The 24,105-nt window shown below is 69.7% G+C and carries 19 protein-coding genes; all 19 read left to right on the top strand.

Going from position 1 to position 24,105, the window contains the following annotated elements:
- The first annotated feature begins 152 nt into the window (after positions 1-152).
- The 19 genes from AB0M76_RS11305 to AB0M76_RS11215 all read left to right on the top strand — a co-directional run bounded on the left by AB0M76_RS11305 (position 153) and on the right by AB0M76_RS11215 (position 24,051).
- Positions 153-2,591: an ABC transporter family substrate-binding protein gene (locus tag AB0M76_RS11305; RefSeq protein WP_365952616.1), complete on the top strand. Its 2,439-nt coding sequence runs from the start codon at positions 153-155 to the stop codon at positions 2,589-2,591.
- Between the two features lie 328 nt (positions 2,592-2,919).
- Entirely contained in the window at positions 2,920-4,824 is a 1,905-nt protein-coding gene (typA, locus tag AB0M76_RS11300; protein ID WP_365952615.1) for a translational GTPase TypA, read from the top strand.
- A 426-nt stretch (positions 4,825-5,250) separates the two neighbouring features.
- The gene (locus AB0M76_RS11295; RefSeq protein WP_365952614.1) at positions 5,251-6,873 is read left to right on the top strand and encodes an ABC transporter substrate-binding protein; all 1,623 of its coding nucleotides are present in this window, start codon (positions 5,251-5,253) and stop codon (positions 6,871-6,873) included.
- Positions 6,874-6,966: 93 nt separating this feature from the next.
- Positions 6,967-7,914: an ABC transporter permease gene (locus AB0M76_RS11290; protein ID WP_365952613.1), complete on the top strand. Its 948-nt coding sequence runs from the start codon at positions 6,967-6,969 to the stop codon at positions 7,912-7,914.
- On the top strand, positions 7,907-8,863 hold the full coding sequence (locus tag AB0M76_RS11285) for an ABC transporter permease (protein ID WP_365952612.1): 957 nt from the start codon (positions 7,907-7,909) through the stop codon (positions 8,861-8,863). Before AB0M76_RS11290 ends, AB0M76_RS11285 begins: the two co-directional genes overlap by 8 nt.
- Positions 8,864-8,876: 13 nt before the next feature.
- Positions 8,877-9,932, top strand: coding sequence for an ABC transporter ATP-binding protein (locus AB0M76_RS11280; protein WP_365952611.1), 1,056 nt, complete (start codon positions 8,877-8,879; stop codon positions 9,930-9,932).
- A complete protein-coding gene (locus AB0M76_RS11275; RefSeq protein WP_266664121.1) occupies positions 9,925-10,977 on the top strand; it encodes a dipeptide ABC transporter ATP-binding protein in 1,053 nt (350 codons plus the stop codon). The genes AB0M76_RS11280 and AB0M76_RS11275 overlap by 8 nt, the downstream gene beginning before the upstream one ends.
- 152 nt (positions 10,978-11,129) lie before the next feature.
- Positions 11,130-12,095: a GNAT family N-acetyltransferase gene (locus AB0M76_RS11270; RefSeq protein WP_365952610.1), complete on the top strand. Its 966-nt coding sequence runs from the start codon at positions 11,130-11,132 to the stop codon at positions 12,093-12,095.
- Between the two features lie 190 nt (positions 12,096-12,285).
- Positions 12,286-13,914 (top strand): ABC transporter substrate-binding protein, encoded by a 1,629-nt coding sequence (locus AB0M76_RS11265; protein ID WP_365952609.1) that lies wholly within the window; start codon positions 12,286-12,288, stop codon positions 13,912-13,914.
- A 30-nt stretch (positions 13,915-13,944) separates the two neighbouring features.
- Positions 13,945-14,868, top strand: coding sequence for an ABC transporter permease (locus AB0M76_RS11260; protein ID WP_365952607.1), 924 nt, complete (start codon positions 13,945-13,947; stop codon positions 14,866-14,868).
- A complete protein-coding gene (locus tag AB0M76_RS11255; protein ID WP_365952606.1) occupies positions 14,861-15,862 on the top strand; it encodes an ABC transporter permease in 1,002 nt (333 codons plus the stop codon). Before AB0M76_RS11260 ends, AB0M76_RS11255 begins: the two co-directional genes overlap by 8 nt.
- Before the next feature lie 11 nt (positions 15,863-15,873).
- The gene (locus tag AB0M76_RS11250; RefSeq protein ID WP_365952605.1) at positions 15,874-16,848 is read left to right on the top strand and encodes an ABC transporter ATP-binding protein; all 975 of its coding nucleotides are present in this window, start codon (positions 15,874-15,876) and stop codon (positions 16,846-16,848) included.
- Positions 16,841-17,911, top strand: coding sequence for a dipeptide ABC transporter ATP-binding protein (locus AB0M76_RS11245; protein ID WP_365952604.1), 1,071 nt, complete (start codon positions 16,841-16,843; stop codon positions 17,909-17,911). The genes AB0M76_RS11250 and AB0M76_RS11245 overlap by 8 nt, the downstream gene beginning before the upstream one ends.
- Before the next feature lie 366 nt (positions 17,912-18,277).
- Positions 18,278-18,472, top strand: a complete 195-nt coding sequence (locus AB0M76_RS11240) for a hypothetical protein (protein WP_030291103.1) — start codon at positions 18,278-18,280, stop codon at positions 18,470-18,472.
- 24 nt (positions 18,473-18,496) lie between these two features.
- A complete protein-coding gene (gene mshB, locus AB0M76_RS11235) occupies positions 18,497-19,423 on the top strand; it encodes an N-acetyl-1-D-myo-inositol-2-amino-2-deoxy-alpha-D-glucopyranoside deacetylase (protein WP_365952603.1) in 927 nt (308 codons plus the stop codon).
- On the top strand, positions 19,420-19,803 hold the full coding sequence (locus tag AB0M76_RS11230) for a DUF6113 family protein (protein ID WP_365952602.1): 384 nt from the start codon (positions 19,420-19,422) through the stop codon (positions 19,801-19,803). Before mshB ends, AB0M76_RS11230 begins: the two co-directional genes overlap by 4 nt.
- A gap of 359 nt (positions 19,804-20,162) precedes the next feature.
- Positions 20,163-21,974 carry a peptidoglycan binding domain-containing protein gene (locus AB0M76_RS11225; RefSeq protein ID WP_365952601.1) on the top strand — a complete coding sequence of 604 codons (1,812 nt, stop codon included), beginning with the start codon at positions 20,163-20,165 and terminating at the stop codon, positions 21,972-21,974.
- A gap of 362 nt (positions 21,975-22,336) precedes the next feature.
- Positions 22,337-23,302: an ABC transporter ATP-binding protein gene (locus tag AB0M76_RS11220; RefSeq protein ID WP_365952600.1), complete on the top strand. Its 966-nt coding sequence runs from the start codon at positions 22,337-22,339 to the stop codon at positions 23,300-23,302.
- Positions 23,296-24,051: an ABC transporter permease gene (locus tag AB0M76_RS11215; RefSeq protein WP_365952598.1), complete on the top strand. Its 756-nt coding sequence runs from the start codon at positions 23,296-23,298 to the stop codon at positions 24,049-24,051. The genes AB0M76_RS11220 and AB0M76_RS11215 overlap by 7 nt, the downstream gene beginning before the upstream one ends.
- The last annotated feature ends 54 nt before the right edge of the window (positions 24,052-24,105 follow it).

Here is a 24,105-nt window from a genome sequence, read left to right as displayed (position 1 = left end):
GGGTGGGGTTCGCGGCGTGGCGAGGGTCGGCTGCGAGAGGTGCGGCGGGCTGTGGATTTCAGTGTGTTGCGACACCCAGTGTGATCAGCTCCATATACCGCCAAACGTGATCAAGCTGCCCCCTTTCACGCCCCGCCCCGGAGGTACCACCCATGTCCCAGAGAAGGCGCAGGTCCTTGGCGCTCCTGACCTCGGGAGTCCTCGCACTGCCGCTGCTCGCGGGCTGCGGCGCTGGTGACGACGAGGGCGGCCCCGTGGCCGCCGGCCAGGACATCGCGGCCACGACCCGCGACAAGGTCGCCGACGGCGGGGTGCTGCGCTGGGCCGTGGACAGCCTCCCGGACACCCTGAACACCTTCCAGGCCGATGCGGACGCCACCACCAACCGGATCGCCGGGGCGGTGCTGCCCCAGCTGTTCACGCTGGACGACAAGGGCCGGCCGGTGGCCAACCCGGACTACCTGGAGAAGGCCCAGGTCGTCGAGCGCGAGCCCAAGCAGGTCGTCCTGTACAAGCTGAACCAGCAGGCGGTGTGGAGCGACGGGCGCGAGATCGGCGCCGCCGACTTCGTGGCGCAGTGGCGGGCCCTGAACGGCAAGGACTCCGCCTACTGGACGGCCCGCAACGCCGGATACGACCGGATCGAGAAGATCGAGCGCGGCAAGACCGACCTCGAGGTCAAGGTCACCTTCGCCAAGCCGTACACCGACTGGCGCTCCCTGTTCTCCCCGCTCTACCCCAAGCAGGTCACCGGCACCCCGGACGCCTTCAACGAGGGCGCCCGCGGCACCCTCAAGGTCACCGCCGGACCCTTCAACCTCGGGGCGATCGACAAGAAGACCGGCACCGCCGCGCTGACCCGCAACGCCCGCTGGTGGGGCCGGCCGGCCAAGCTGGACACGCTGGTCCTGACCGCCGTGCCGCGGGCCCAGCGCCCGGCCGCGCTGGCCGCCGGGAAGGTCGACCTGGCGGAGATCGACCGTGCCGGCGCCGACCGGATCGCGCTGGCCGGCCGGGACGCGGCGAGTACCCCGGGTTCGGGCGGAGCCCCGGCGCACGCACCGGACGCCTCCGTGACCCCGGCCGAGGCCACGCTGTCGTGGGCGATCGCGTACGGAGCCGACGAGGGCAAGGCGGCGACGGAGCGGGAGAACCGGGCGCAGAACGCCGAGGCGGCGAAGAACTACGCCGACGAGCAGTCGGCCCTGCGCACCTTCACGGTCCGCAAGTCCCTGGAGCCGGCCTACACCCAGCTCGCCCTGAACGGGTCCGCCGGCCCGCTGGCCGACGAGCGGGTCCGGCGGGCGGTGGCCCGGGCCCTGGACCGCAAGGAATTGGCCGAGATCGTACTGAAGCCCCTGGGCCTGCCGGCGAAGCCGGTCGGCAGCCACGTGGCGCTGGCCGGGCAGCGGGCGTACGCGGACAACAGCGAGGCGCTCGGCGGCAAGGACATCCACGCGGCCGAGGCCCTGCTCGCGGACGCGGGCTGGCGCCGGGGCGGCAAGCTCACCGAGCCGGTGGGCGCGAAGGCCGGCTCCGAGAACGCGGAGGACGGCCAGGACGACTCGAAGACCCCGTCGGGTCCGGGCACCGGGAACGACGGCCTCTACATCGTGGGCGAGACCGACGAGCGCAACGGCGACAGCCTGGACCGGGGGCTCCCGGCGGTCAGGTCCGCGATCAAGACGGACGCGGAAACGTTCGCGCAGGGCGACCAGGGCGACCAGGGCGACCAGGGCGACGAGGGCGCCGGGAACGGCCCCCTCGCCCAGGGCGGGCGCCTCTCCCCGGTCCTGGCCGCGGCCCCGTTCGCGGACGAGCAGCGGGCCGCCCTCCTCGCCCAGGCCGAAGCCCTCGGCGCCGACGCCCCCGACCCGGCGGACCCGGCAGAGGCCGCAGACTCCGCCGGCGACGCCAAGAGCGGCCCGGCCCGCGACGGCGCCGCCCCCGAGCCCGGCAGGGTCGGGAGCAGCCCCAGCCCGGCGCCGGCCCCGGTCAAGCAGACCCGCAATTCCGGAAACATGCTGGCCAAGGACGGCAAGGCGCTCTCCCTGCGCTTCGTCCTCCCGGCCGGCCCCGGCTCCGAGGCCCTGCGCACGGTCGGCGAGCGGATCGCCCAGATGCTCCAGAAGGTCGGCGTGCACACCGAGCTGACGAAGGTGGCCGACGAGAGCTTCTTCAAGGACCACGTCGCCTCGGGCCAGTACGACCTGGCGCTCTACTCCTGGCCGGCGACGGCCTACCCGGCCACCGACGCCCGCCCCATCTTCGCCAAGCCGGAGCCGGCCGCCGACGGCTCGCTCCTCGTCGAACAGAACTACACACGGGTCGGCACCGACCACATCGACCAGCTCTTCGACCAGGCGCTCGGCGAGCTCGACGAGGAGGCCTCGCGCGAGCTGATGCGCAAGGCCGACGCCCGGATCTGGGCCGCCGTCGGCTCCATCCCGCTGTACCAGCGCCCCGAGCTGGTGGCCGCCAAGTCGAACCTGGCCAATGCCGGCGCCTTCGGCCTCGGCACCCCCCGTTTCCAGGACATCGGCTGGAAGAAGGCTCAAGCCGCCAAGGAAAAGCAGGAGAAGAAGAAGTGACAAAACGGGGCCAGACAGATTGAGCTTCGGCTCACAAGCTCAGATGTGACTCAAGTCGCTTGCCCGCCGGATCTCCGGCGGGCAAGGTCGTGTCACACCCATTGACCACGCCTGTTGACCCGCAGCAAACCCGCAGGATCCATGGCCGGGACACCCCACCCCACACCCGGCCCTTCTCAGTCGTCCGGCCTCTTGACAGACCCCCCGGCGAGCGGTTCCCGCCACGCGACGTACGATGGGGTAAGGCCGTGGCAGGTTTTCCGCCCGGTCGAGGCGCGCGTGCCGGACCGTACGCGACGCCATCCACGATCCCGGGAGAAGCGCCGAAGTGCCCACGCGCCACGACATCCGTAACGTCGCCATCGTCGCCCACGTCGACCATGGCAAGACGACCATCGTCGATGCCATGCTCAAGCAGGCCGGTGCCTTCGCCGCCCACCAGCACCTCGACGACCGCATGATGGACTCGAACGACCTGGAGCGTGAGAAGGGCATCACGATCCTCGCCAAGAACACGGCGGTGAAGTATCACCCCAAGGACGGCGGGGCCCCGATCACGATCAACATCATCGACACCCCCGGCCACGCCGACTTCGGTGGTGAGGTCGAGCGCGGTCTGTCGATGGTGGACGCCGTCGTTCTGCTGGTGGACGCCTCCGAGGGTCCGCTGCCCCAGACCCGCTTCGTCCTGCGCAAGGCCCTGCAGGCGAACATGCCGGTCATCCTCTGCATCAACAAGACGGACCGGCCGGACTCCCGGATCGACGAGGTCGTCAACGACACGTACGACCTCTTCCTGGACCTGGACGCCACCGAGGAGCAGATCGAGTTCCCGATCGTCTACGCCTGCGGCCGTGACGGCGTCGCCTCGCTGACCAAGCCGGAGGACGGCACCGTCCCCCCGGACAGCGACAGCCTGGAGCCGTTCTTCTCCACCATCCTGGAGCACGTCCCCGCCCCGGTGTACGACGAGGAGGCCCCCCTCCAGGCCCACGTCACCAACCTGGACGCCGACAACTTCCTCGGCCGTATCGCGCTGCTCCGCGTCGAGCAGGGCGAGCTGCGCAAGGGCCAGACCGTCGCGTGGATCAAGCGTGACGGCACCATGTCGAACGTCCGCATCACCGAGCTGATGATGACCGAGGCGCTCACCCGCAAGCCGGCCGAGGTGGCGGGCCCCGGTGACATCTGCGCCGTCGCCGGTATCCCCGACATCATGATCGGCGAGACCCTGGCCGACCCGGAGAACCCGATCGCGCTTCCGCTGATCTCGGTGGACGAGCCGGCGATCTCGATGACCATCGGTACGAACACCTCCCCGATGGTCGGCCGCGGCGGCAGCGGCAAGGGCGCGGAGGCCAAGTCCGCGGTCAAGGACCGCAAGGTCACCGCCCGCCAGGTCAAGGACCGTCTGGACCGCGAGCTGGTCGGCAACGTCTCGCTCCGCGTCCTGGACACCGAGCGTCCGGACGCCTGGGAGGTCCAGGGCCGTGGTGAGCTCGCGCTCGCCATCCTGGTCGAGCAGATGCGCCGCGAGGGCTTCGAGCTGACCATCGGCAAGCCGCAGGTGGTCACGCAGGAGATCGACGGCAAGGTGCACGAGCCGGTCGAGCGCATGACGGTCGACGTCCCCGAGGAGCACATGGGCGCGGTCACGCAGCTCATGGGCGTCCGCAAGGGCCGCATGGACAACATGTCGAACCACGGCTCCGGCTGGGTCCGCATGGAGTTCGTCGTCCCGTCGCGCGGCCTCATCGGCTTCCGTACGGAGTTCCTGACGAACACCCGCGGTACGGGTATCGCCCACTCGATCCACGAGGGCCACGAGCCGTGGTTCGGCACGCTGACCACCCGTAACAACGGTTCGCTGGTCGCGGACCGCTCGGGTTCGGTCACGCCGTTCGCGATGATCAACCTGCAGGAGCGCGGCGTCCTGTTCACCGACCCCGGCACCGAGGTGTACGAGGGCATGATCGTCGGCGAGAACTCGCGCTCCGACGACATGGACGTGAACATCACCAAGGAGAAGAAGCTCACCAACATGCGTGCGGCTTCCGCGGACAACACCGAGAACGTGGTGCCGCCCCGCAAGCTCTCCCTGGAGCAGTCCCTGGAGTTCTGCCGCGACGACGAGTGCGTCGAGGTGACCCCGGAGGCCGTCCGCATCCGCAAGGTCGTCCTGGACCAGAAGGAGCGCTCGCGCACCGCGTCGCGCGCCAAGTCCGGCAAGTAGTGCGGTAGTTCCCGGACGCCCCTAGGGCACCGTTCCAACGAGCAGCCCCTTCCCCACAGTTGTCTGTGGCGGGAGGGGCTGTTCGCGTTTGTCAACCGGATTGTTGCGTTCAGGTGTCCGCATTCCGACCGTGACACTCCGGAAGATGAGCTAACCGTCCGTTTCGCACGTGTCTGTCTCCTATCCGTTTGTCCGGATTTCGGGTTTTCGCCAGGGGGTGATGTTGTGAAAACGAGACCACTTAAGTGTGGTTTACGGTCTGGCGGTCCCTGAGGATGGCTCCATTGAGCTCGGGTCAATGGGTCACACGCTGTGGGGAGCGTCGACTCACGAGCACACACGATGGGGCCGGATTTCGCTGTCAGGGGTGTCAGCGAGGCCGGGTCCTTCACGTATCTATCGTGACTCCTGAGGAGGCAATTACCCATGCGCGGAGCAACGAGCGCCAAGTGGGTCGCGGGTGCCGTCATCGTGGCGATGGCCGCCACCGCATGCAGCACCAGCAAGGACTCGAACGCCGGCAAGTCCGGCGGCAACATCACCGTGGTGCTCGGCGAGCCGCAGCACGGCCTGGTGGGTCAGAACACCGCCGAGTCCGAAGGCGCTGAGGTCCTCAACGCGCTCTTCAAGGGCCTGGTCGACTACGACAACAAGACCAACGAGCCGAAGCTCGCGGTCGCCGAGGCCATCGACACCACGGACTCGAAGACGTGGACGATCAAGATCAAGGACGGCTTCACCTTCCACAACGGTGAGAAGGTCGACGCTGCGTCCTTCGTCCGTGCCTGGAACTGGGGCGCCAACCAGGACAACGCGGCCGAGGGTCTGCCGTTCTTCTCGAAGATCGAGGGCTCCGAGGAGCTCGCGCCGGGCAAGGACAAGAAGCCCACGGCCAAGGAGCTCAAGGGCCTGAAGGTCGTCGACGAGAAGACCTTCACCGTCACCCTGAAGGACCCGTTCTCCCAGTTCAAGACCATGCTGGGCTACAACGCCTTCTACCCGCTGCCCAAGGCGTTCGAGGCCGACCCGAAGAAGTTCGGCGAGGCTCCGATCGGCAACGGTCCGTTCCAGATGGACGGCGCCTGGGAGCACAACAAGCAGATCAAGATCAAGAAGTACGACAAGTACCCGGCCGAGGGCCGCGCCAAGCTCGACGGCGTCACCTTCAAGGTCTACGACAACCTGGACACGGCGTACAACGACCTGCGCGCCGACACCATCCAGATCGTCGACAAGCTCCCGATCTCGGCGATGGCCACCGTCTCCCAGGAGTTCGGCGACCGCTACATCTACAAGCCCGAGTCCGGCGTCGGCTACATCGGTCTCCCGCTGGAGCAGAACCCCGAGGCGTTCGGCAAGGTGGAGATCCGCAAGGCCATCTCCATGGCCATCGACCGGGACGCCATCACGAAGACCATCTTCAACGGCACCCGCAAGCCGGCCGACGACTTCATCAGCCCGATCATCCCGGGCTACCGCAAGGGCGCGCTGGGCGAGGCCGGGACCTACAACCCGACCAAGGCCAAGGAGCTCTACACCCAGGCGGGCGGTGTTCCGGGCAACAAGATCGAGCTCGGCTACAACGCCGACGGCGGCCACAAGGAGTGGATCGAGGCCGTCGCCAACCAGCTGAAGGCGAACCTCGGCATCGAGGTCACCGCCAAGCCGTACGCCAAGTTCGGCGACCTGCTGGACGACCTGGGTGCCTCGAAGTACAAGGGCGCCTTCCGCATGGCCTGGTCGATGGACTACCCGGCCGCGGAGAACTACCTCCGTCCGATCTTCTCGAAGGTCGCGATCGAGAACGGCTCCAACTACGGCCACTACGTGAACGAGGCGTTCGAGGCGAAGCTCGCCGAGGCCGACAAGGCCACCGACGCCGCTCAGGGCCTGAAGCTGTACCAGGAAGCCGATGACATGATCATCAAGGACCTGCCGTACATCCCGGTCTTCACGTACATGTCTTCTTCGGCCTACTCCAAGACCGTGAAGAACGTCGAGGTCGACGCACAGGGCCGCATGGACCTGGCGAACGTCGAGCTCAACTAACACCCCTCTTCACTAAGGGGATCCCGGGGGCGGGCAGGCGGAATCAGGTTTCCGTCTGCCCGCCCTTTCCCCCTGTTCTTCGTTGGAGGTCTGATGGGCCGCTACCTCATCCGCCGACTCATACAGGCGATCCCTGTACTGATCGGTGCCACGTTCCTGATCTACGCGCTGACGTTCGCCATGCCGGGCGCTGACCCGATCCAGCTGCTCGCCGGCGAGAAGAAGGCAGACCCGCTCGTCACGGCGATGCTGCGTGCCAAGTACCACCTCGACGACCCGTTCCTGCTGCAGTACTGGAACTACATCTCCGGTGTGTTCCAGGGCGACCTCGGTGAGACCCTCACCGGCCGCAAGGTCCTCGACCTGTTCTCCGAGGCGTTCCCGTACACGGTGAACCTCGCCCTCGTCGCCTTCGTCATCGAGGCCGCCGTCGGCGTGCTGGCCGGTGTCATGGCCGCCCTGCGCCGCGGCAAGTTCCTCGACCAGCTGGTGCTCATCTCCACGCTGATGGTCATCTCCATCCCCGTCTTCGTCACCGGCTTCGTGCTGCAGCTGACGCTCGGCGTGCAGCTGAAGACCAACTGGGGCATCGACTTCTTCCCCGTCTCCTTCAACGAGAACGACGGGATCCGCGCCTACCTCCTGCCGGCGTTCGTCCTGGCCTCCACGTCCCTCGCGTACGTGGCCCGCCTGACGCGCACCAGCCTGATGGAGACGATGCGCGCCGACTACGTCCGCACTGCGACCGCGAAGGGCCTGCCCCGCCGCCGCGTCGTCGTGAACCACGCGCTGCGCAACGCCCTCATCCCGATCATCACCTTCCTGGGCGCCGACCTCGGCTCCCTCATGGGTGGTGCGGTCATCACCGAGCGGATCTTCAACATCCACGGAGTCGGCGGCCTGCTCGCCCAGTCCGTGTACCTCAAGCAGGGTGCGGTCGTGGTCGGCGGTGTGACGATCCTCGTCCTCGTCTACCTGATCGGCAACCTGCTCGTGGACCTGCTCTACGCCGTGCTCGACCCGAGGATCCGCTATGCGTGACACAACTACGGTGGAGGACTCGATGACCGACACCCAGCTCGCCGGAGCCACCTCCGCCGGCGCCGCGGTCAAGGACGGCGGAAAGAAGAAGAAGGACCGCGAGGCCAGCCTCTGGTCCGACGCCCTGAGCGACCTGCGCCGCAACCCGGTCTTCCTGATCGGTGGGTTCCTCGTCGTCTGCATGCTGGTCATCTCCGCGTTCCCGCAGTGGTTCACCGACGGCAGCCCGTTCGACGCCACCGCCTGCACCCTGCAGAACTCGCTCAAGAAGCCGAGCGGGGACCACTGGTTCGGCTACGACATCCAGGGCTGCGACGTCTACACCCGTACGGTGTGGGCGGCCCGCAACTCGGTGATCGTCGGCATCGTCACCACCACGCTGGTCGTCGTCGTCGGCGGTGCGCTCGGCCTGCTGGCCGGCTGGGCCGGCGGCATGCTGGACAGCTTCCTGTCCCGCTTCACCGAGATCTTCTTCGCGATCCCGCTCCTGCTCGGCGGCATGCTGATCATGTCCGCCCTGCCGGGCAACGCCTGGACGGTCTCCCTGGTGCTCGCGATCCTCGGCTGGCCGCAGATCTTCCGCATCATGCGGTCCTCGGTGCTGCAGAACAAGAACAACGACTACGTGGTCGCCGCCCGCGCCCTCGGCGCCGGCACCCTGCGCATCACTGTTCGGCACATCCTGCCGAACGCCATCGCCCCCGTCATCGTGGTCGGCGCGATCAGCCTGGGTGTGTACATCTCCGCCGAGGCGGCCCTGTCGTACCTCGGTATCGGTGTCCAGCCCCCGGAGATCTCCTGGGGCCTCATGGTCAGCGACGCATCCGTCCGCTGGCTGCAGGCCCCGCACGTGCTCCTCTTCCCGGCCGCTGCGCTGAGCGTCACTGTGCTCGCGTTCATCATGGTCGGCGACGCGGTGCGCGACGCCCTCGACCCGAAGCTGCGCTGAGGAAGGGCGTACGTTGACCATCATCGACAAGACCTCGAACGTCCCCGCGCCGCGCTCGGCGCCGGAGGGGACCCCCCTGCTCGAAGTGCGCGACCTGCACGTCGAGTTCCACACCCGCGACGGTGTCGCCAAGGCCGTCAACGGTGTCTCGTACTCCGTGAACGCCGGCGAGACCCTCGCGGTCCTCGGCGAGTCCGGCTCGGGCAAGTCCGTGACGGCGCAGGCCATCATGGGCATCCTCGACATGCCGCCCGGCAAGATCGCGGGCGGTGAGATCCTCTTCCAGGGCACGGACCTGCTCAAGCTCCCGTCCGAGGAGTACCGCAAGATCCGCGGTTCGAAGATCGCCATGATCTTCCAGGACGCGCTGTCCTCGCTGAACCCGGTGCACACCGTCGGCGCCCAGCTCGGCGAGATGTTCCGCGTCCACCGCGGGATGTCCAAGAAGGACGCCACGGCCAAGGCCATCGAGCTCATGGACCGCGTGAAGATCCCCGCCGCCAAGGAGCGCGTGGGCGACTACCCGCACCAGTTCTCCGGCGGTATGCGCCAGCGCATCATGATCGCCATGGCGATGGCCCTCGAGCCGGACCTGATCATCGCCGACGAGCCGACCACGGCTCTCGACGTGACGGTCCAGGCCCAGGTCATGGACCTGCTCGCGGAGCTCCAGCGCGAGATGAACATGGGCCTGATCCTGATCACCCACGACCTCGGCGTCGTCGCCGACGTCGCGGACAAGATCGCCGTCATGTACGGCGGCCGGATCGTCGAGACCGCCCCGGTCCACGACATCTACAGCCGCCCCGCGCACCCGTACACCCGCGGTCTGCTCGACTCGATCCCGCGCCTGGACCAGAAGGGCCAGGAGCTCTACGCGATCAAGGGCCTGCCGCCCAACCTGCTGAACATCCCGTCGGGCTGCGCCTTCAACCCGCGCTGCCCCAAGGCGCAGGACATCTGCCGCACCGACGTGCCGGTCCTGCACCCGGTGACCGAGCAGGACGGCACCGAGCTGCCCGGCCGCGGCAGCGCGTGCCACTTCTGGAAGGAGCAGATCCATGGCTGAGCTCACCAAGAACGCCACCGAGCGAGAGCCGATCCTCCAGGTCCGCAACCTGGTCAAGCACTTCCCGCTGACCCAGGGCATCCTGTTCAAGAAGCAGGTCGGCGCGGTCAAGGCGGTCGACGGGGTCTCCTTCGACCTGTACCGGGGCGAGACCCTCGGCATCGTCGGTGAGTCCGGCTGTGGCAAGTCCACCGTCGCCAAGCTGCTGATGAGCCTGGAGAAGGCCACCGCCGGCGAGGTCTTCTACAAGGGCCAGGACATCACCAAGCTGTCGGGCAGGGCCCTCAAGGCCGTCCGCCGCAACATCCAGATGGTGTTCCAGGACCCGTACACCTCGCTGAACCCGCGCATGACGGTCGGCGACATCATCGGGGAGCCCTTCGACATCCACCCCGAGGTGGCTCCGAAGGGTGACCGGCGCCGCAAGGTCCAGGAGCTCCTGGACGTCGTGGGCCTCAACCCGGAGTACATCAACCGGTACCCGCACCAGTTCTCCGGCGGCCAGCGCCAGCGCATCGGCATCGCCCGCGGCCTCGCGCTCAACCCGGAGATCATCATCTGCGACGAGCCGGTCTCCGCGCTCGACGTGTCGGTGCAGGCGCAGGTCATCAACCTGATGGAGAAGCTCCAGGACGAGTTCGACCTGTCCTACGTCTTCATCGCGCACGACCTGTCGATCGTCCGGCACATCTCGGACCGCGTCGGCGTCATGTACCTGGGCAAGATGGCCGAGATCGGCAGCGACGCCCAGATCTACGAGCACCCGACGCACCCCTACACCCAGGCGCTGCTGTCGGCCGTCCCGGTTCCCGACCCGCAGGCCCGCGAGGGCCGCGAGCGGATCATCCTCACCGGTGACGTCCCCTCCCCGGCCAACCCGCCCTCGGGCTGCCGCTTCCGCACCCGCTGCTGGAAGGCCGAGGACCGGTGCGCCACGGAGGAGCCGCTGCTGGCGATCCCGACGCGCTTCCAGGGTGTGAACACCCCGGCCGCGCACGAGTCGGCGTGCCACTTCGCGGAGGAGAAGGCCATCCTGGCCGTCTGATCCCGCACCGCCGTATGCAGTGAAGGGCGCCCGGACCGGATTCTTCCGGCCCGGGCGCCCTTGCGTACGGGTCCCTGCGCCCGCCCCCTTGCGTAGGGCAGCGCGCCGAAAGGCAGTTGCGGGCACGCCGCTGCCGAGGGGACAGTGTCCGGATGGCCGAGACACCGTACGACCGCCGAGGCCGGCGCACGCCGGCCGTACGGCCCGCAGGGCCCGGGGACGCGTCCGACATCTGCGCCCTGCTCAATGCCGTCGACGTCTTCGAGATCGGCAGACCGGAGACCGACATCGGGACCGTCGAGGCCGATCTCCACCACCCCGACGTCGACCTCGCGAAGGACTCCTGGCTGGCCTTCGAGGGCGGCCGGCTCGTCGCGTACGCCCTGGTCTGGGCTGACTCCGGTCCCGGCAGGGTCGACTCCGACCACTACGTCCTGCCCGGCCACCGCGAGGCCGCCGTCCGGCTGCTGGAGCTGATGGAGGTCCGGGCCCGCGAGCTCACCGCCGGCGCGGGGGAGGCCGTTCTACGGCTCCAGCTCAACGTGAAGCCCACCCTCGACGCGGACCTGCTGCCCGGCCGCGGCTACCGCACCGTACGCCGCTACCAGGTGATGACCCGAGCCCTCGCGCCGGCCGCCGACCTGCCTCCCGCCCCGCCCGAGGGGCTCGTCCTGCGCGACTGCGCCGCCGACGAGGCCGACCGCCGCCGGGCCCACGCCCTGGTGGAGGAGACCTTCGCGGCCCACTTCGGCCATGTGGAGCGCCCGTACGAGGCATGGCTGGACCATCTCGACGCCCGCCGGCTCGACTGGTCGCTGGTCTGGATCGCGAGCCTGCCCGGCGCGGGCGACGTGGGCGTCCTGCTGAGCCGCGACGACCGCACCGGCATGGGCTGGCTCAGCCACATCGGCGTCCGCGCGGACCTGCGCAGCCGCGGCATCGGTGGCTTCCTGCTGCGCCACGGCTTCGCCGCCTACGCGGCCCGCGGCCGGGACACCGTCGGCCTCGGCGTGGACGTCCACAACGAGACCGGCGCACTGGCGCTCTACGAGGCGCACGACATGGGCCTGCACTACGCGGTGGACACCTGGGAGCTGAGTTTGCACCCGTGCGGGTGACAGGCGCGAGACGCAGGGGTGCAATCGAGTTCACCGGGAGCGCACGGAGCGGCACATGGGGTGACATTGGCGGGTACGCTGTGGCCCTGCCCTCGGGCAGCGGTCAGGGCTTGGCCGTCGCGAGGTTCCACGGAACCGAGTGAGAAGTCCCCCGGATCCGTCCGGGGGAAGGAGTCACAGGAGGCACTCCATGCGTGGAGCCATCCAAGCCCAGTGGGCCGCATGCGCGGTGGCCGTCGTCCTCGCGGCGACGGGCTGCGGCGGCGGCGAGAGCGGCGGCGGAGGCGGTGACGCGGGGATCGTCAGCTCCTCCTGGGGTGACCCGCAGAACCCACTGGAGCCGGCCAACACCAACGAGGTGCAGGGCGGCAAGGTCCTCGACATGCTCTTCCGGGGCCTCAAGCGGTACGACCCGAAGACCGGCGAGGCCAACAACATGCTCGCCGAGAAGATCGAGACCACCGACAGCCAGCACTTCACCGTCACGCTGAAGGACGGCTGGAAGTTCAGCAACGACGAGCCGGTCACCGCGCAGTCCTTCGTGGACGCCTGGAACTACGGCGCGGACGTGCGCAACAAGCAGAACAACTCCCCGTTCTTCTCCGACATCGTCGGCTACGCGGACGTCCACCCGGCGTCCGGCGAGCCCAAGGCCAAGACGATGTCAGGGCTGGTGGTCAAGGACCCCAAGACCTTCACGGTCGCCCTGAAGAACAAGTTCTCCACGTGGCCCGAGACCCTCGGCTACCAGGCCTTCTCCCCGCTGCCCAAGGCCTTCTTCACCGACCACGCCGGCTGGCTGAACAAGCCGATCGGCAACGGCCCGTACACGGTGGACTCGTACACCAAGGGCACCGGCATGAAGCTGCGCACCTGGGCCGGCTACCCGGGCGATGACAAGGCGCAGAACGGCGGCGTCGACCTCAAGGTCTACACCGACAACAACACCGCCTACACGGACCTGATCTCCGGCAACCTCGACCTCGTCGACGACGTCCCCGCGCAGCAGCTGAAGAACGTCAAGAACGACCTCGGCGACCGGTACATCAACCAGCCGGCCCTCATCATCCAGACCCTCACCTTCCCGCTGTACGACCCGCAGTGGAGCAAGGAGGGCATGGAGAACGTCCGCCGCGGCATCTCCATGGCGATCAACCGCGACGAGATCACCAAGCAGATCTTCCGCGAGACCCGCACCCCGGCCAAGGACTGGACCTCCCCTGCCCTCGGCGAGAAGGGCGGCTTCAGCGCCACGCTCTGCGGCGACGCCTGCAAGTACGACCCGGCCGCCGCCAAGAAGCTCATCCAGGACTCCGGCGGGCTCCCCGGCGGCAAGGTCACGCTGACGTCCAACGTGGACACCGGCTCGCACCGCGACTGGATGGACGCCGTCTGCAACAGCATCAACAACGCGCTCGGCGAGGGTCCGGTCTGCACGGTGAACCCCATCGGCACGTTCGCCGACTTCCGTAACCAGCAGAGCTCCTTCAAGCTGACCGGCCCCTTCCGCTCCGGCTGGCAGGCCGACTACCCGCTGATCCAGAACTTCCTCCAGCCGCTCTACTACACCGGCGCCTCCTCCAACTACGGCAAGTTCAGCAACCCGGACTTCGACAAGCTCGTCGACGAGGCCAACCAGGAGAGCGACGCGGCCAAGGCCATCGTGAAGTTCCAGGACGCCGAGAAGATCCTCGTCGCGCAGATGCCGTCCATCCCGCTCTGGTACCAGAACGGCAGCGCCGGCTACGCCGAGCGGCTCACGGACGTGGCGCTCAACCAGTTCAGCGTCCCCGTCTACAACGAGATCAAGGTCAGCTGACCCTCCGTCGGATCGATCCTGGAGCAGTCCATGGGACGTTATGTGATCCGGCGGCTGCTCCAGATGATCCCGGTGTTCATCGGCAGCACGTTCCTGATCTTCTTCATGGTGTACGCGCTCGGCGACCCGGTCGCGGCCCTCTTCGGCGACAAGGCGCCCGACCCCGCCACCGCCGCGCGCATCCGCAAGGACCTCTACCTCGACCGCCCGCTGTGGGAGCAGTACCTCCACTACATGGGCCAGATCTTCCAGGGCGACTTCGGCACGGCCTTCAACGGCCAGCCCGTCACCGAGCTGATGGCCTCGGCCTTCCCCGTCACCCTGCGCCTGACCATGGTCGCGATCTTCTTCGAGATCGTCGTCGGCATCACCCTGGGCGTGATCAGCGGGCTGCGCCGGGGCAAGTCCGTGGACACGAGCGTGCTGGTGCTCACCCTCGTCGTCATCTCCGTGCCGACGTTCGTGACGGGCTATGTGCTCCAGTACCTCTTCGGCGTCAAATGGGGCTGGGTCCGGCCCACCGTCTCCCCGGACGCCCCCATCAACGAGCTGATCCTGCCCGGCATCGTGCTCGCGCTGGTCTCCCTCGCCTACGTCACCCGGCTCTCGCGCACCTCCATCGCCGAGAACGTCAAGGCCGACTACGTGCGCACCGCCGTCGCCAAGGGCCTGCCGCGCCGCCGGGTCGTCACCCGCCACCTGCTGCGCAACTCGCTCATCCCCGTCGTCACCTTCATCGGCACCGACATCGGCGCCCTGATGGGCGGCGCCATCGTCACCGAGCGGATCTTCAACATCCACGGCGTCGGGTACCAGCTCTACCAGGGCATCCTGCGCAACAACTCCCCGACGGTCGTCGGCTTCGTGACCATCCTCGTCATCGTCTTCCTGCTGGCCAACCTGCTCGTCGACCTGTTCTACGCGGTCCTGGACCCGAGGATCCGTTATGCCTGAGCGCAACGAGCCCGTCTTCGACCCGCTGCAGCCCGGAGAGGGGGAGGCCATCGCGCCCACCGGCCTGGGCGGGCCCATAGACCTCGCGCTCGAGGAAGCCGAGAGTCTCGAGAAGAAGCTGGGCGACGCGCCCACCGGCCCGGGCGAGAAGCCCCGCTCCCTGTGGTCCGACGCCTGGCACCAGCTGCGCCGCAACCCCGTCTTCGTCATCTCCTCGCTGATGATCCTGTTCCTCGTGATCATCTCGATCTGGCCGCAGCTCATCGCGAGCGGCGACCCGCTCCAGTGCGACCTGTCCAAGTCCCAGCAGGGTTCCTCGCCCGGCCACCCCTTCGGCTACGACACCCAGGGCTGCGACGTCTACACCCGCACCGTCTACGGAGCCCGCGCCTCCATCACCGTCGGCGTCTGCGCCACCCTCGGCGCCGCCCTGCTCGGCTCGGTGCTCGGCGGGCTCGCCGGGTTCTTCGGCGGCTGGGGCGACTCGCTGCTCTCCCGGGTCGCGGACATCTTCTTCGGCATCCCCGTCGTCCTCGGCGGCCTGGTCTTCCTGTCCGTGGTCACCAGCACCACCGTCTGGCCGGTCGTCGGCTTCATCGTGCTGCTCGGCTGGCCGCAGATCGCCCGCATCGGCCGCGGCTCCGTCATCACCGCCAGACAGAACGACTACGTCCAGGCCGCCCGGGCCCTCGGCGCCGGCAACGGCCGGATGCTGCTGCGGCACGTCGCGCCCAACGCCGTCGCACCCGTCATCGTCGTCGCCACCATCGCCCTGGGTACGTACATCGCCCTGGAGGCCACCCTGTCCTTCCTCGGCGTCGGCCTGCGCCCGCCCACCGTCTCCTGGGGCATCGACATCTCCAACGCGGCCTCGCAGATCCGCAACGCCCCGCACATGCTGCTCTGGCCGGCGGGCGCGCTGAGCCTGACCGTGCTCGCGTTCATCATGCTCGGCGACGCGGTACGCGACGCCCTCGACCCCAAGCTGCGCTGAGGAGTGGGCACATGCTGCTCGAAGTCCGCGACCTCCATGTGGAGTTCCGTACGCGGGACGGAGTCGCCAAGGCCGTCAACGGCGTCAACTACTCGGTGGACGAGGGCGAGACGCTCGCCGTGCTCGGCGAGTCCGGCTCGGGCAAATCGGTGACCGCCCAGGCCGTGATGGGCATCCTCGACGTCCCGCCGGGCCGGATCGCGGGCGGCGAGATCCTCTTCAAGGGCAAGGACCTGCTGAAGATGAAGGAGGACGAGCGGCGGAAGATCCGGGGCGCCGAGATGGCGATGATCTTCCAGGACGCCCTGTCCTCCCTGAACCCGGTCCTCAGCGTGGGCGCCCAGCTCGGCGAGATGTACGAGGTCCACCGCGGCATGTCCCGCAAGGCCGCCAAGGCCAAGGCCGTCGAGCTGATGGACCGGGTGAAGATCCCGGCGGCGCGGGAGCGGGTGGGGGACTACCCGCACCAGTTCTCGGGCGGCATGCGCCAGCGCATCATGATCGCGATGGCGCTGGCCCTGGAGCCCTCCCTGATCATCGCGGACGAGCCGACGACGGCCCTGGACGTCACCGTCCAGGCCCAGGTGATGGACCTGCTGGCCGAGCTCCAGCGCGAGCTCAACATGGGGCTCATCCTCATCACCCACGACCTCGGGGTGGTCGCGGACGTCGCCGACAAGATCGCCGTCATGTACGCGGGCCGGATCGTCGAGGCGGCCCCCGTCCACGAGATCTACGCCGCGCCCGCCCACCCGTACACCCGCGGTCTGCTCGACTCGATCCCGCGCCTGGACCAGAAGGGCCAGGAGCTCTACGCGATCAAGGGCCTGCCCCCCAACCTGCTGAACATCCCGCCCGGCTGCGCCTTCAACCCACGCTGCCCGATGGCGCAGGCGGTCTGCCGCACCGACGTCCCGCCTCTCGCGCAGGCCGGCCCGGACCGCGCGAGCGCGTGCTTCTTCTGGAAGGAGTGCCTCGGTGGCTGAGTCCATCCTGGAGGCCAGGGACCTCGTCAAGCACTACCCGCTGACCCGGGGCATCCTCTTCAAGAAGCAGATCGGCGCCGTCAAGGCGGTCGACGGGGTCTCCTTCGACCTCGCCCGGGGCGAAACCCTCGGCATCGTCGGCGAGTCGGGCTGCGGCAAGTCCACGGTCGCCAAGATGCTGGTCAACCTGGAACGCCCGACGTCCGGCGCGATCTCGTACAAGGGCGAGGACATCACCAAGCTGTCCGGCAAGGCCCTCAGAGCCGTCCGCCGCAACATCCAGATGGTGTTCCAGGACCCGTACACCTCGCTGAACCCCCGGATGACGGTCGGCGACATCATCGGGGAGCCGTACGACATCCACCCCGAGGTGGCTCCGAAGGGCGACCGGCGCCGAAGGGTCCAGGAGCTCCTGGACGTCGTGGGCCTCAACCCGGAGTACATCAACCGGTACCCGCACCAGTTCTCCGGCGGCCAGCGCCAGCGCATCGGCATCGCCCGCGGGCTCGCCCTGCAGCCGGAGATCATCGTGGCGGACGAGCCGGTCTCCGCGCTCGACGTCTCGGTCCAGGCCCAGGTGATCAACCTCCTGGCACGCCTCCAGAACGAGTTCGACCTGTCGTACGTCTTCATCGCGCACGACCTCTCGATCGTGCGGCACATCTCCGACCGGGTCGGCGTGATGTACCTGGGGCGCGTGGTGGAGATCGGGACCGACACCCAGATCTACGACCACCCCACCCACCCCTACACCCAGGCCCTGCTGTCGGCCGTGCCCGTCCCGGACCCGCAGGCACGCGCACACCGCGAGCGGATCATCCTGACCGGCGACGTGCCCTCCCCGGCCAACCCGCCCTCGGGCTGCCCGTTCCGCACCCGCTGCTGGAAGGCGCAGCAGCGCTGCACGGACGAGGTCCCGCTGCTGGCCGTCCCGGAGGCCTTCCCGTCCGGCCCGGCGGCCCACCCGTCGGCCTGTCACTTCGCGGCGGAGAAACAGGTCGTCCCGGCCCCGGGCGAGCTTCCCCCGCCTCCCGCCGCGCCGGCCCCGCCGGCGAAGGAATGACCGGCGCAGCCCCGAGGGGCGAAATCCGGCCACCCCCCGCGGATTCGCTCCGTCAGGGCCACTTTCCCGCCAACGCGGTTTACACGTAGGCAACTTGACCGTTTCTGTCCCGAGATCTGAGGCGTGCAGCCTGGGTCCCGTGCGGCCGTGCGGGTGCCGACAGTCGGCCGGGGAGGCGTACAGGCTCCCCGGCCGGCCTCCCCCGTGACCCTGCGCATGCGCGGCATGCGCCCCTCGTGCTGCCGGAATTCGATCGATGCGCTGGTACGGATAGTTATGATCCGTAGCGCACGGTGGGTATGACTCCGCCGAGCACTGAGTACGAGTACGCGTACCGATGTCCGCTCGACGTGGAGGTGAAACGCCGTGGCACTCTCGATCTCGGCCGTGGTGCTGCTGGCGATCGTCGTCTTCCTACTGGTCCGCCGGTCGGGCCTGAAGGCGGGACACGCCGTTGTCTGTGTGCTCCTCGGGTTCTATCTGGCGAGTTCGACCATCGCGCCGACCCTCAGCCAGCTGACCACCAACGTGGCCAGCATGATCAGTGGACTCAAGTTGTAGGCCGGTCCTCGTAGTCTTGGCCCCATGAACGGTCTTCCCGCCCGTCGGCTTCTCCTCGTGCACGCGCACCCGGACGACGAGTCGATCAACAACGGCGTCACCATGGCCAAGTACGCGGCCGAGGGTGCCCACGTCGCACTCGTGACCTGCACCCTCGGCGAGGAGGGTGAGGTCATCCCGCCCGGGCTCGCCCACCTGGCGCCCGACCGCGACGACACCCTGGGGGCCCACCGCATCGGCGAGCTCGCCGCCGCCATGGCGGAACTCGGCGTCACCGACCACCGGTTCCTCGGCGGCCCCGGCCGCTTCCGGGACTCCGGGATGATGGGCGCCGAGCAGAACCGCCGGCCCGGCTCCTTCTGGTCCACCGACGTGGACGAGGCCGCCGCCCACCTGGTCGAGGTCATCCGCGAGGTCCGCCCGCAGGTGCTCGTCACCTACGACCCCGACGGCGGCTACGGGCACCCCGACCACATCCAGGCCCACCGGGTCGCCATGCGCGGCGCGGAGCTGGCCGCGGAGGCCATGTACCGCCGGGACCTCGGCGACCCTTGGGAGATCGGGAAGATCTACTGGAACAGGGTCCCGCGCTCGGTGGTCGAGGAGGGCTTCGCCCGACTGGAGGCGGCGTGGGGGCACCCCCCGACGGCAGTCGAGGGGGAGGCCAAGGCGCCCTTCCCGGGGCTGGCTTCGCCGGACGACGTGCCCGGTGTCGTCGCCGACGAGCGGATCACCGCCGAGATCGGGGCCGACGAGGCGTTCGTGGCGGCCAAGGCGGCCGCGATGCGCGCCCACGCCACCCAGATCGCCGTGGAGGGGCCCTTCTTCGCCCTCTCCAACGACCTCGCGCAGCCGCTGTTCGCCCGCGAGTACTACGAACTGGTCGCGGGCCGTCCGGGCGCCCCGGCGGGCGAGCGCGAGCACGACCTGTTCGCGGGGGTGCAGGCATGACCGGAACCCTGACGCCCGCGCGGATCGCCGTCCTGCTCGGCCTGTTGGTGGCGGGAGTGCTGACCGGCATCGCCGGCTGGCTCGTCGTGGACCTGTGGTTCCCCGGCGGGCTGCTGCTGGGACTGCTGGCGCTCTTCGGGCTGTTCCTCGGCGGCCGGATCGCCGTCGGGAGCGGGCTCGGGGTGGGCGCCGGCGTGGTCGGCTGGTTCCTCGCGTACGTACTGCTCGGCGCCCCGCGCCCCGAGGGGGACTTCCTGCTCAGTTCGTCCGGAATCGGCATGTACGCCTACCTTTTGGGCGGGACGGTGCTGGCTGTGATGTGCGCCACGCTGCGCGGCCCGTTCGAGGGGCCGGTTTCGGCCGCGCAGTCCGGCAAGTGACGTGCCGTTGAACTCCGTCGAGGTGCGGGTTCACGGGGGTTGGGTGGGGGCTCCCGGGCTGCTCGGAGGGGCCCTGGAGGGGCCGAAGGGGAACCCCTGATTCCCCTAGGACAGTTGCGCGAGGGCGACGGCCAGTATGGTGGTCGGGCCGCCGAGCTGCCCGCGCACGGTATGACGGGCGGCGGAGCCAACCGGGAGAACCTGCCTTGAGTCGTAAAACCGACAGTTCGTCCTCCGGGCCCCAGGGGCGCGGTGGAGCCGCTTACCCCTCGGGTACACCGCCGTACGGAACCGGCCAGTACCCGTCCATGCCCGTGCCGTCCGGGCCCGGCGCGGCGACTGCCTCGGAGGAGAACCCTGTGACCTCGAACCCGTCCACGCCCGACACCGACGGGCCGAAGACCGAGACCACCCTGACGACCCGGATCCGGATCAACATCCCGGGTTCGCGGCCGATCCCGCCGGTGGTCGTACGCAAGCCGGTGGCGGCTGCCGCCGCCGAGCCGGAGCCCGAGGCCGAGCCCGCCGCCGAGCAGGCCGCGGCGGAGCCCGGGCCGGCCGCCGAGCCGGAGGAGCCGTCCAGCAACTGGTTCGCCCCCCGCAAGTCGGGCCCTGCGGCGCCCGCTCCGGCCCCGGCGCTGCCGACCCGTACCCCGGCCGCGGCGGGCCCTGCGCCTGCGCCTGCGCTGCCCCACCGCACGCAGGCCGGACCCGCCCCGGTGCTGCCGACCCGTACCCCGGCGCCGCCCGCCGGGGGCGCTCCGGGCGCTCCGGTGTCCGGCTTCGCTCCGGGTGCCCCCGGCCCCGCGGGCCCGCGTACGGGCGGCCCGGCACCCGGCTTCGACGCGCCCGCCCACGGCTTCGCCCCGCCGCCCGCTCCGGCCGGCCCCGGCTACGGCTACGGCCCCGGCCCCGACGCGCCCCTCTCGCCCCGGCGGCCCGGCGGCCCCGGCGTCGGCACGCCCCCGGGCCTCCCCGGCTACGGCGGCGGCGACGGCGGCCCCGCCACCGAGCCGTTCCCCGCGTACGGCGGCCCGGCAGGCCCCGGAGCCCCCGCGGGCCCCACCGGCGGCCCCGCGCTCGGCACCGTCCCGCTCGGCGCCGAGGCCCCCCGCTGGCCCGGACCGGAGCTGGACGAGCCGTTCCCGCCGGTCCCGACCCCGGTCCCCGCCCCGGCACCGGCCGCCCCCGGGCGCCCGAAGCCGGCCAGCGCCACGCCGACCAAGATCAAGAAGGGCCGCTCCAAGCTGGTCCTCGTCGGCAGTGGCCTCATCGCCCTGCTCGGCGTGGCCTACGGCGCCGGGCTGCTCCTCAACCACTCCGACGTCCCCAAGGGCACCACCGTCCTCGGCGTCGACATCAGCGGCAGCCGCGACGAGGCCGTCGGCAAGCTCCAGACGGCCTTCGGCAACCGCGCCGCGGCCCCGCTCACGCTCACCGTCGGCGGCAAGCCGGTCGAGCTCAAGCCCGAGAAGGCCGGCCTGAGCCTGGACGCCCAGACCACCGTCCGCAACGCGGCGGGCAGCGACTACAACCCCGTCACGGTCATCGGCTCGCTCCTCGGCAACGAACGCATCGCGGAACCCGTGATGCCGATCGACGAGGAGAAGCTCCAGGTCGCGCTCCAGGAGCTGGCCGCAACCGCCGGCACCGCCACCGAGGGCACCATCACCTTCGACACGGGCAAGGCCGTCGCCGTCGCCGGCAAGCCGGGTTCCACCCTGGACGCGGACGCCTCCGCCGAGCTGGTCAAGAAGGCCTTCCGCGACATGGTCGCCACCGGGAAGCCGGCCCCCGTCGAACTCCCCGTCGCCACCAAGAACCCCGTCATCGACCAGGTCGAACTGAACCGGGCCATGAAGGAGTTCGCGGAGCCTGCGATGTCCGCCCCCGCCACGGTCAAGGCCGGCGCCAAGTCCATCCCCTTCGGGGCCAAGTCCCTGCCCAAGATCCTCAGCATGCAGGTCGTGGACGGGCACCTGGTCGAGAAGTACGACCTGGAAGCCCTCAAGGCGACGTACGGGAACACCTTCGACGGCGTCCTGATCACGCGCGGTACGGGCGAGAAGACCGCGGTCACCCCGCAGGACGTCGCCGGCGCCCTCGGCACGGCCCTGCGCGGCAAGACCACCGCCGAGCGGACCGCCACCATCAACACCAACCCCAACTAAGCGGCCTCGGTGGAGTGGGGTGCGTTTTCGCGTCGTGCGGTGCGGTGCATCGCAAGGCGGAGCGGCACGTTTGTACTGGACGTACCAGGGTGCTGCGACAACGCGGCGAGGCGCCGTGCCGGGCGGCGCGGGGGCGTGCCCCACTCCACCGAGGCCGCTTAGCGGCCAGGCTGCACACGAGCCCCCGTCCGGCCTCCGGGCGGGGGCTCCGCCGTGGCCGCGCTGTGCTCGCCGCCGTATCCGCCGCAGGCCCCGCCACCTGGCGCGGCCGGGCCGTCATGCCGACCGCATGACATCTGTCATCCACCGGTCACGACCGCAGACACTGCCGCGCGCACCCCCGTACGGGGGAATCTTCGGTCATGACGACGACGACCTCGGCGCACACCGCCGCCGCACAGGACACCGGACCCGGCGCGGGCCCCGTGGTGGCCTTCCACGACGTGACCAAGAACTACGGCGCGGTCCGCGCGGTCGACGGCCTCTCCCTCGAACTCCACCCCGGCGAGACCGTCGCACTGCTCGGCCCCAACGGCGCCGGCAAGTCCTCCACCCTCGACCTGCTGCTGGGCCTGCGCCCCGCCGACTCCGGCACCGTCCGCCTCTTCGGCACCACCCCGCGCGAGGCCATCGCGGCCGGCCGGGTCGGCGCGATGCTGCAGAGCGGCGGCCTGATGGAGGACGTGACCGTACGGGAGATCGTTGCCCTCGGCTGCGCCCTGCACCCCCGCCGCCGCCCGGTCGAGGAGGTCCTCAGCCGCGCCGGGATCACCGAGATCGCCGACCGCATGGTCAACAAGCTCTCCGGCGGCCAGGAGCAGCGCGTCCGCTTCGCCCTCGCCACCGCGGGACACAACGACCTGATCGTCCTCGACGAGCCGACCACCGGCATGGACGTCACCTCCCGGCAGGCCTTCTGGGCCACGATGCGCGAGCAGGCAGCCCAGGGCCACACCGTCCTCTTCGCCACCCACTACCTGGAGGAGGCCGACGCGATCGCCGACCGGGTCCTGGTCCTCAACAAGGGCCGGCTGCTCGCCGACGGCACCGCCGCCGAGATCAAGGCCAAGGCCGGCGCCCGCCGGATCGCCTTCGACCTCGCCGGGGACGCCCCGGTGGACGAGGCGGCGCTGCGCGCCCTGCCCCACCTGACGGCCTACGAGCGCCACGGCGACACGGTCAGGCTCCAGTCGCGCGACGCCGACGCCACCGTCCACGCCGTGTACGCGCTGGGGCTCTACCCCCGGAACCTGGAAGTCGCCGGGCTGGGCCTGGAACAGGCCTTCATCGCCCTCACCGAGGCCGAGGAGGCCGACGCATCATGCTGACCACTGGAACGATCAGGCTCATCAAGCTCGAGACAAGCCGAGCCCTGCGCAACAAGAAGTACCTGTTCTTCACCGTCCTCTACCCGGCCGCGCTGTTCCTGATGCTCGGCGGCACCCTGAACGGCACGACGAAGGTCATGGGCACCGAACTGACCATGCCCGCCTTCTACATGGTCGCCATGGCCTCCTTCGGCGCCCTGACCGCCGTCCTGATGGGCAACAGCGAGCGCATCGCCAAGGAGCGCGAGAAGGGCTGGGTCCGCCAGCTCCGGCTGACCGCCCTGCCCGGCCGCGGCTACGTCCTGGGCAAGACCGCCAGCGCAGGCGTGCTCTCGCTGCCTGCCATCCTCGTCGTGTTCGCGGTCGCCGCGGGCGTCAAGGGCGTCCGGTTCGACGCCTGGCAGTGGCTGGCCCTCACCGGTTCCATCTGGGCCGGCAGCCTGGTCTTCGCCGCCCTCGGCGTGGCGATCGGCTACCTCGCGAGCGGGGACACCGTCCGCCCGATCACGATGCTGTTCTACTTCGGCCTCTCGATCCTCGGCGGCCTGTGGATGCCGACCGCGAACTTCCCGCAGTGGCTGCAGAACATCTGCGAGTGGCTGCCGACCCGGGCGTACGCGGGCCTCGGCCAGGCCATCGAGCTCGGAGGCGCACCACACCTGAAGGACGTGGCGATCCTGGCGGTGTACTTCGTACTGTTCACCGGTGCCGCCGCATGGCTGTACCGCAAGGACTCGCTGAAGGCATGACGGGTGTGACGAGCGTGATGGGTGCGACGGGAGCGACCGGTGGAACCGGCGCGA

The organism is Streptomyces sp. NPDC051364, assembly GCF_040682115.1.
Classification (GTDB): domain Bacteria; phylum Actinomycetota; class Actinomycetes; order Streptomycetales; family Streptomycetaceae; genus Streptomyces.
Note: the sequence above shows the minus strand (reverse complement) of the source record. Positions and strands in the feature narration are given on the sequence as shown.

Bases quoted from the DNA above. Each gene is read 5' to 3' on its own strand.
- AB0M76_RS11305 (WP_365952616.1), top strand. From the start codon at position 153: ATGTCCCAGAGAAGGCGCAGGTCCTTGGCGCTCCTGACCTCGGGAGTC.
- AB0M76_RS11295 (WP_365952614.1), top strand. From the start codon at position 5,251: ATGCGCGGAGCAACGAGCGCCAAGTGGGTCGCGGGTGCCGTCATCGTG.
- AB0M76_RS11290 (WP_365952613.1), top strand. From the start codon at position 6,967: ATGGGCCGCTACCTCATCCGCCGACTCATACAGGCGATCCCTGTACTG.
- AB0M76_RS11285 (WP_365952612.1), top strand. From the start codon at position 7,907: ATGCGTGACACAACTACGGTGGAGGACTCGATGACCGACACCCAGCTC.
- AB0M76_RS11275 (WP_266664121.1), top strand. From the start codon at position 9,925: ATGGCTGAGCTCACCAAGAACGCCACCGAGCGAGAGCCGATCCTCCAG.
- AB0M76_RS11270 (WP_365952610.1), top strand. From the start codon at position 11,130: ATGGCCGAGACACCGTACGACCGCCGAGGCCGGCGCACGCCGGCCGTA.
- AB0M76_RS11265 (WP_365952609.1), top strand. From the start codon at position 12,286: ATGCGTGGAGCCATCCAAGCCCAGTGGGCCGCATGCGCGGTGGCCGTC.
- AB0M76_RS11260 (WP_365952607.1), top strand. From the start codon at position 13,945: ATGGGACGTTATGTGATCCGGCGGCTGCTCCAGATGATCCCGGTGTTC.
- AB0M76_RS11255 (WP_365952606.1), top strand. From the start codon at position 14,861: ATGCCTGAGCGCAACGAGCCCGTCTTCGACCCGCTGCAGCCCGGAGAG.
- AB0M76_RS11250 (WP_365952605.1), top strand. From the start codon at position 15,874: ATGCTGCTCGAAGTCCGCGACCTCCATGTGGAGTTCCGTACGCGGGAC.
- mshB (WP_365952603.1), top strand. From the start codon at position 18,497: ATGAACGGTCTTCCCGCCCGTCGGCTTCTCCTCGTGCACGCGCACCCG.
- AB0M76_RS11230 (WP_365952602.1), top strand. From the start codon at position 19,420: ATGACCGGAACCCTGACGCCCGCGCGGATCGCCGTCCTGCTCGGCCTG.
- AB0M76_RS11220 (WP_365952600.1), top strand. From the start codon at position 22,337: ATGACGACGACGACCTCGGCGCACACCGCCGCCGCACAGGACACCGGA.
- AB0M76_RS11215 (WP_365952598.1), top strand. From the start codon at position 23,296: ATGCTGACCACTGGAACGATCAGGCTCATCAAGCTCGAGACAAGCCGA.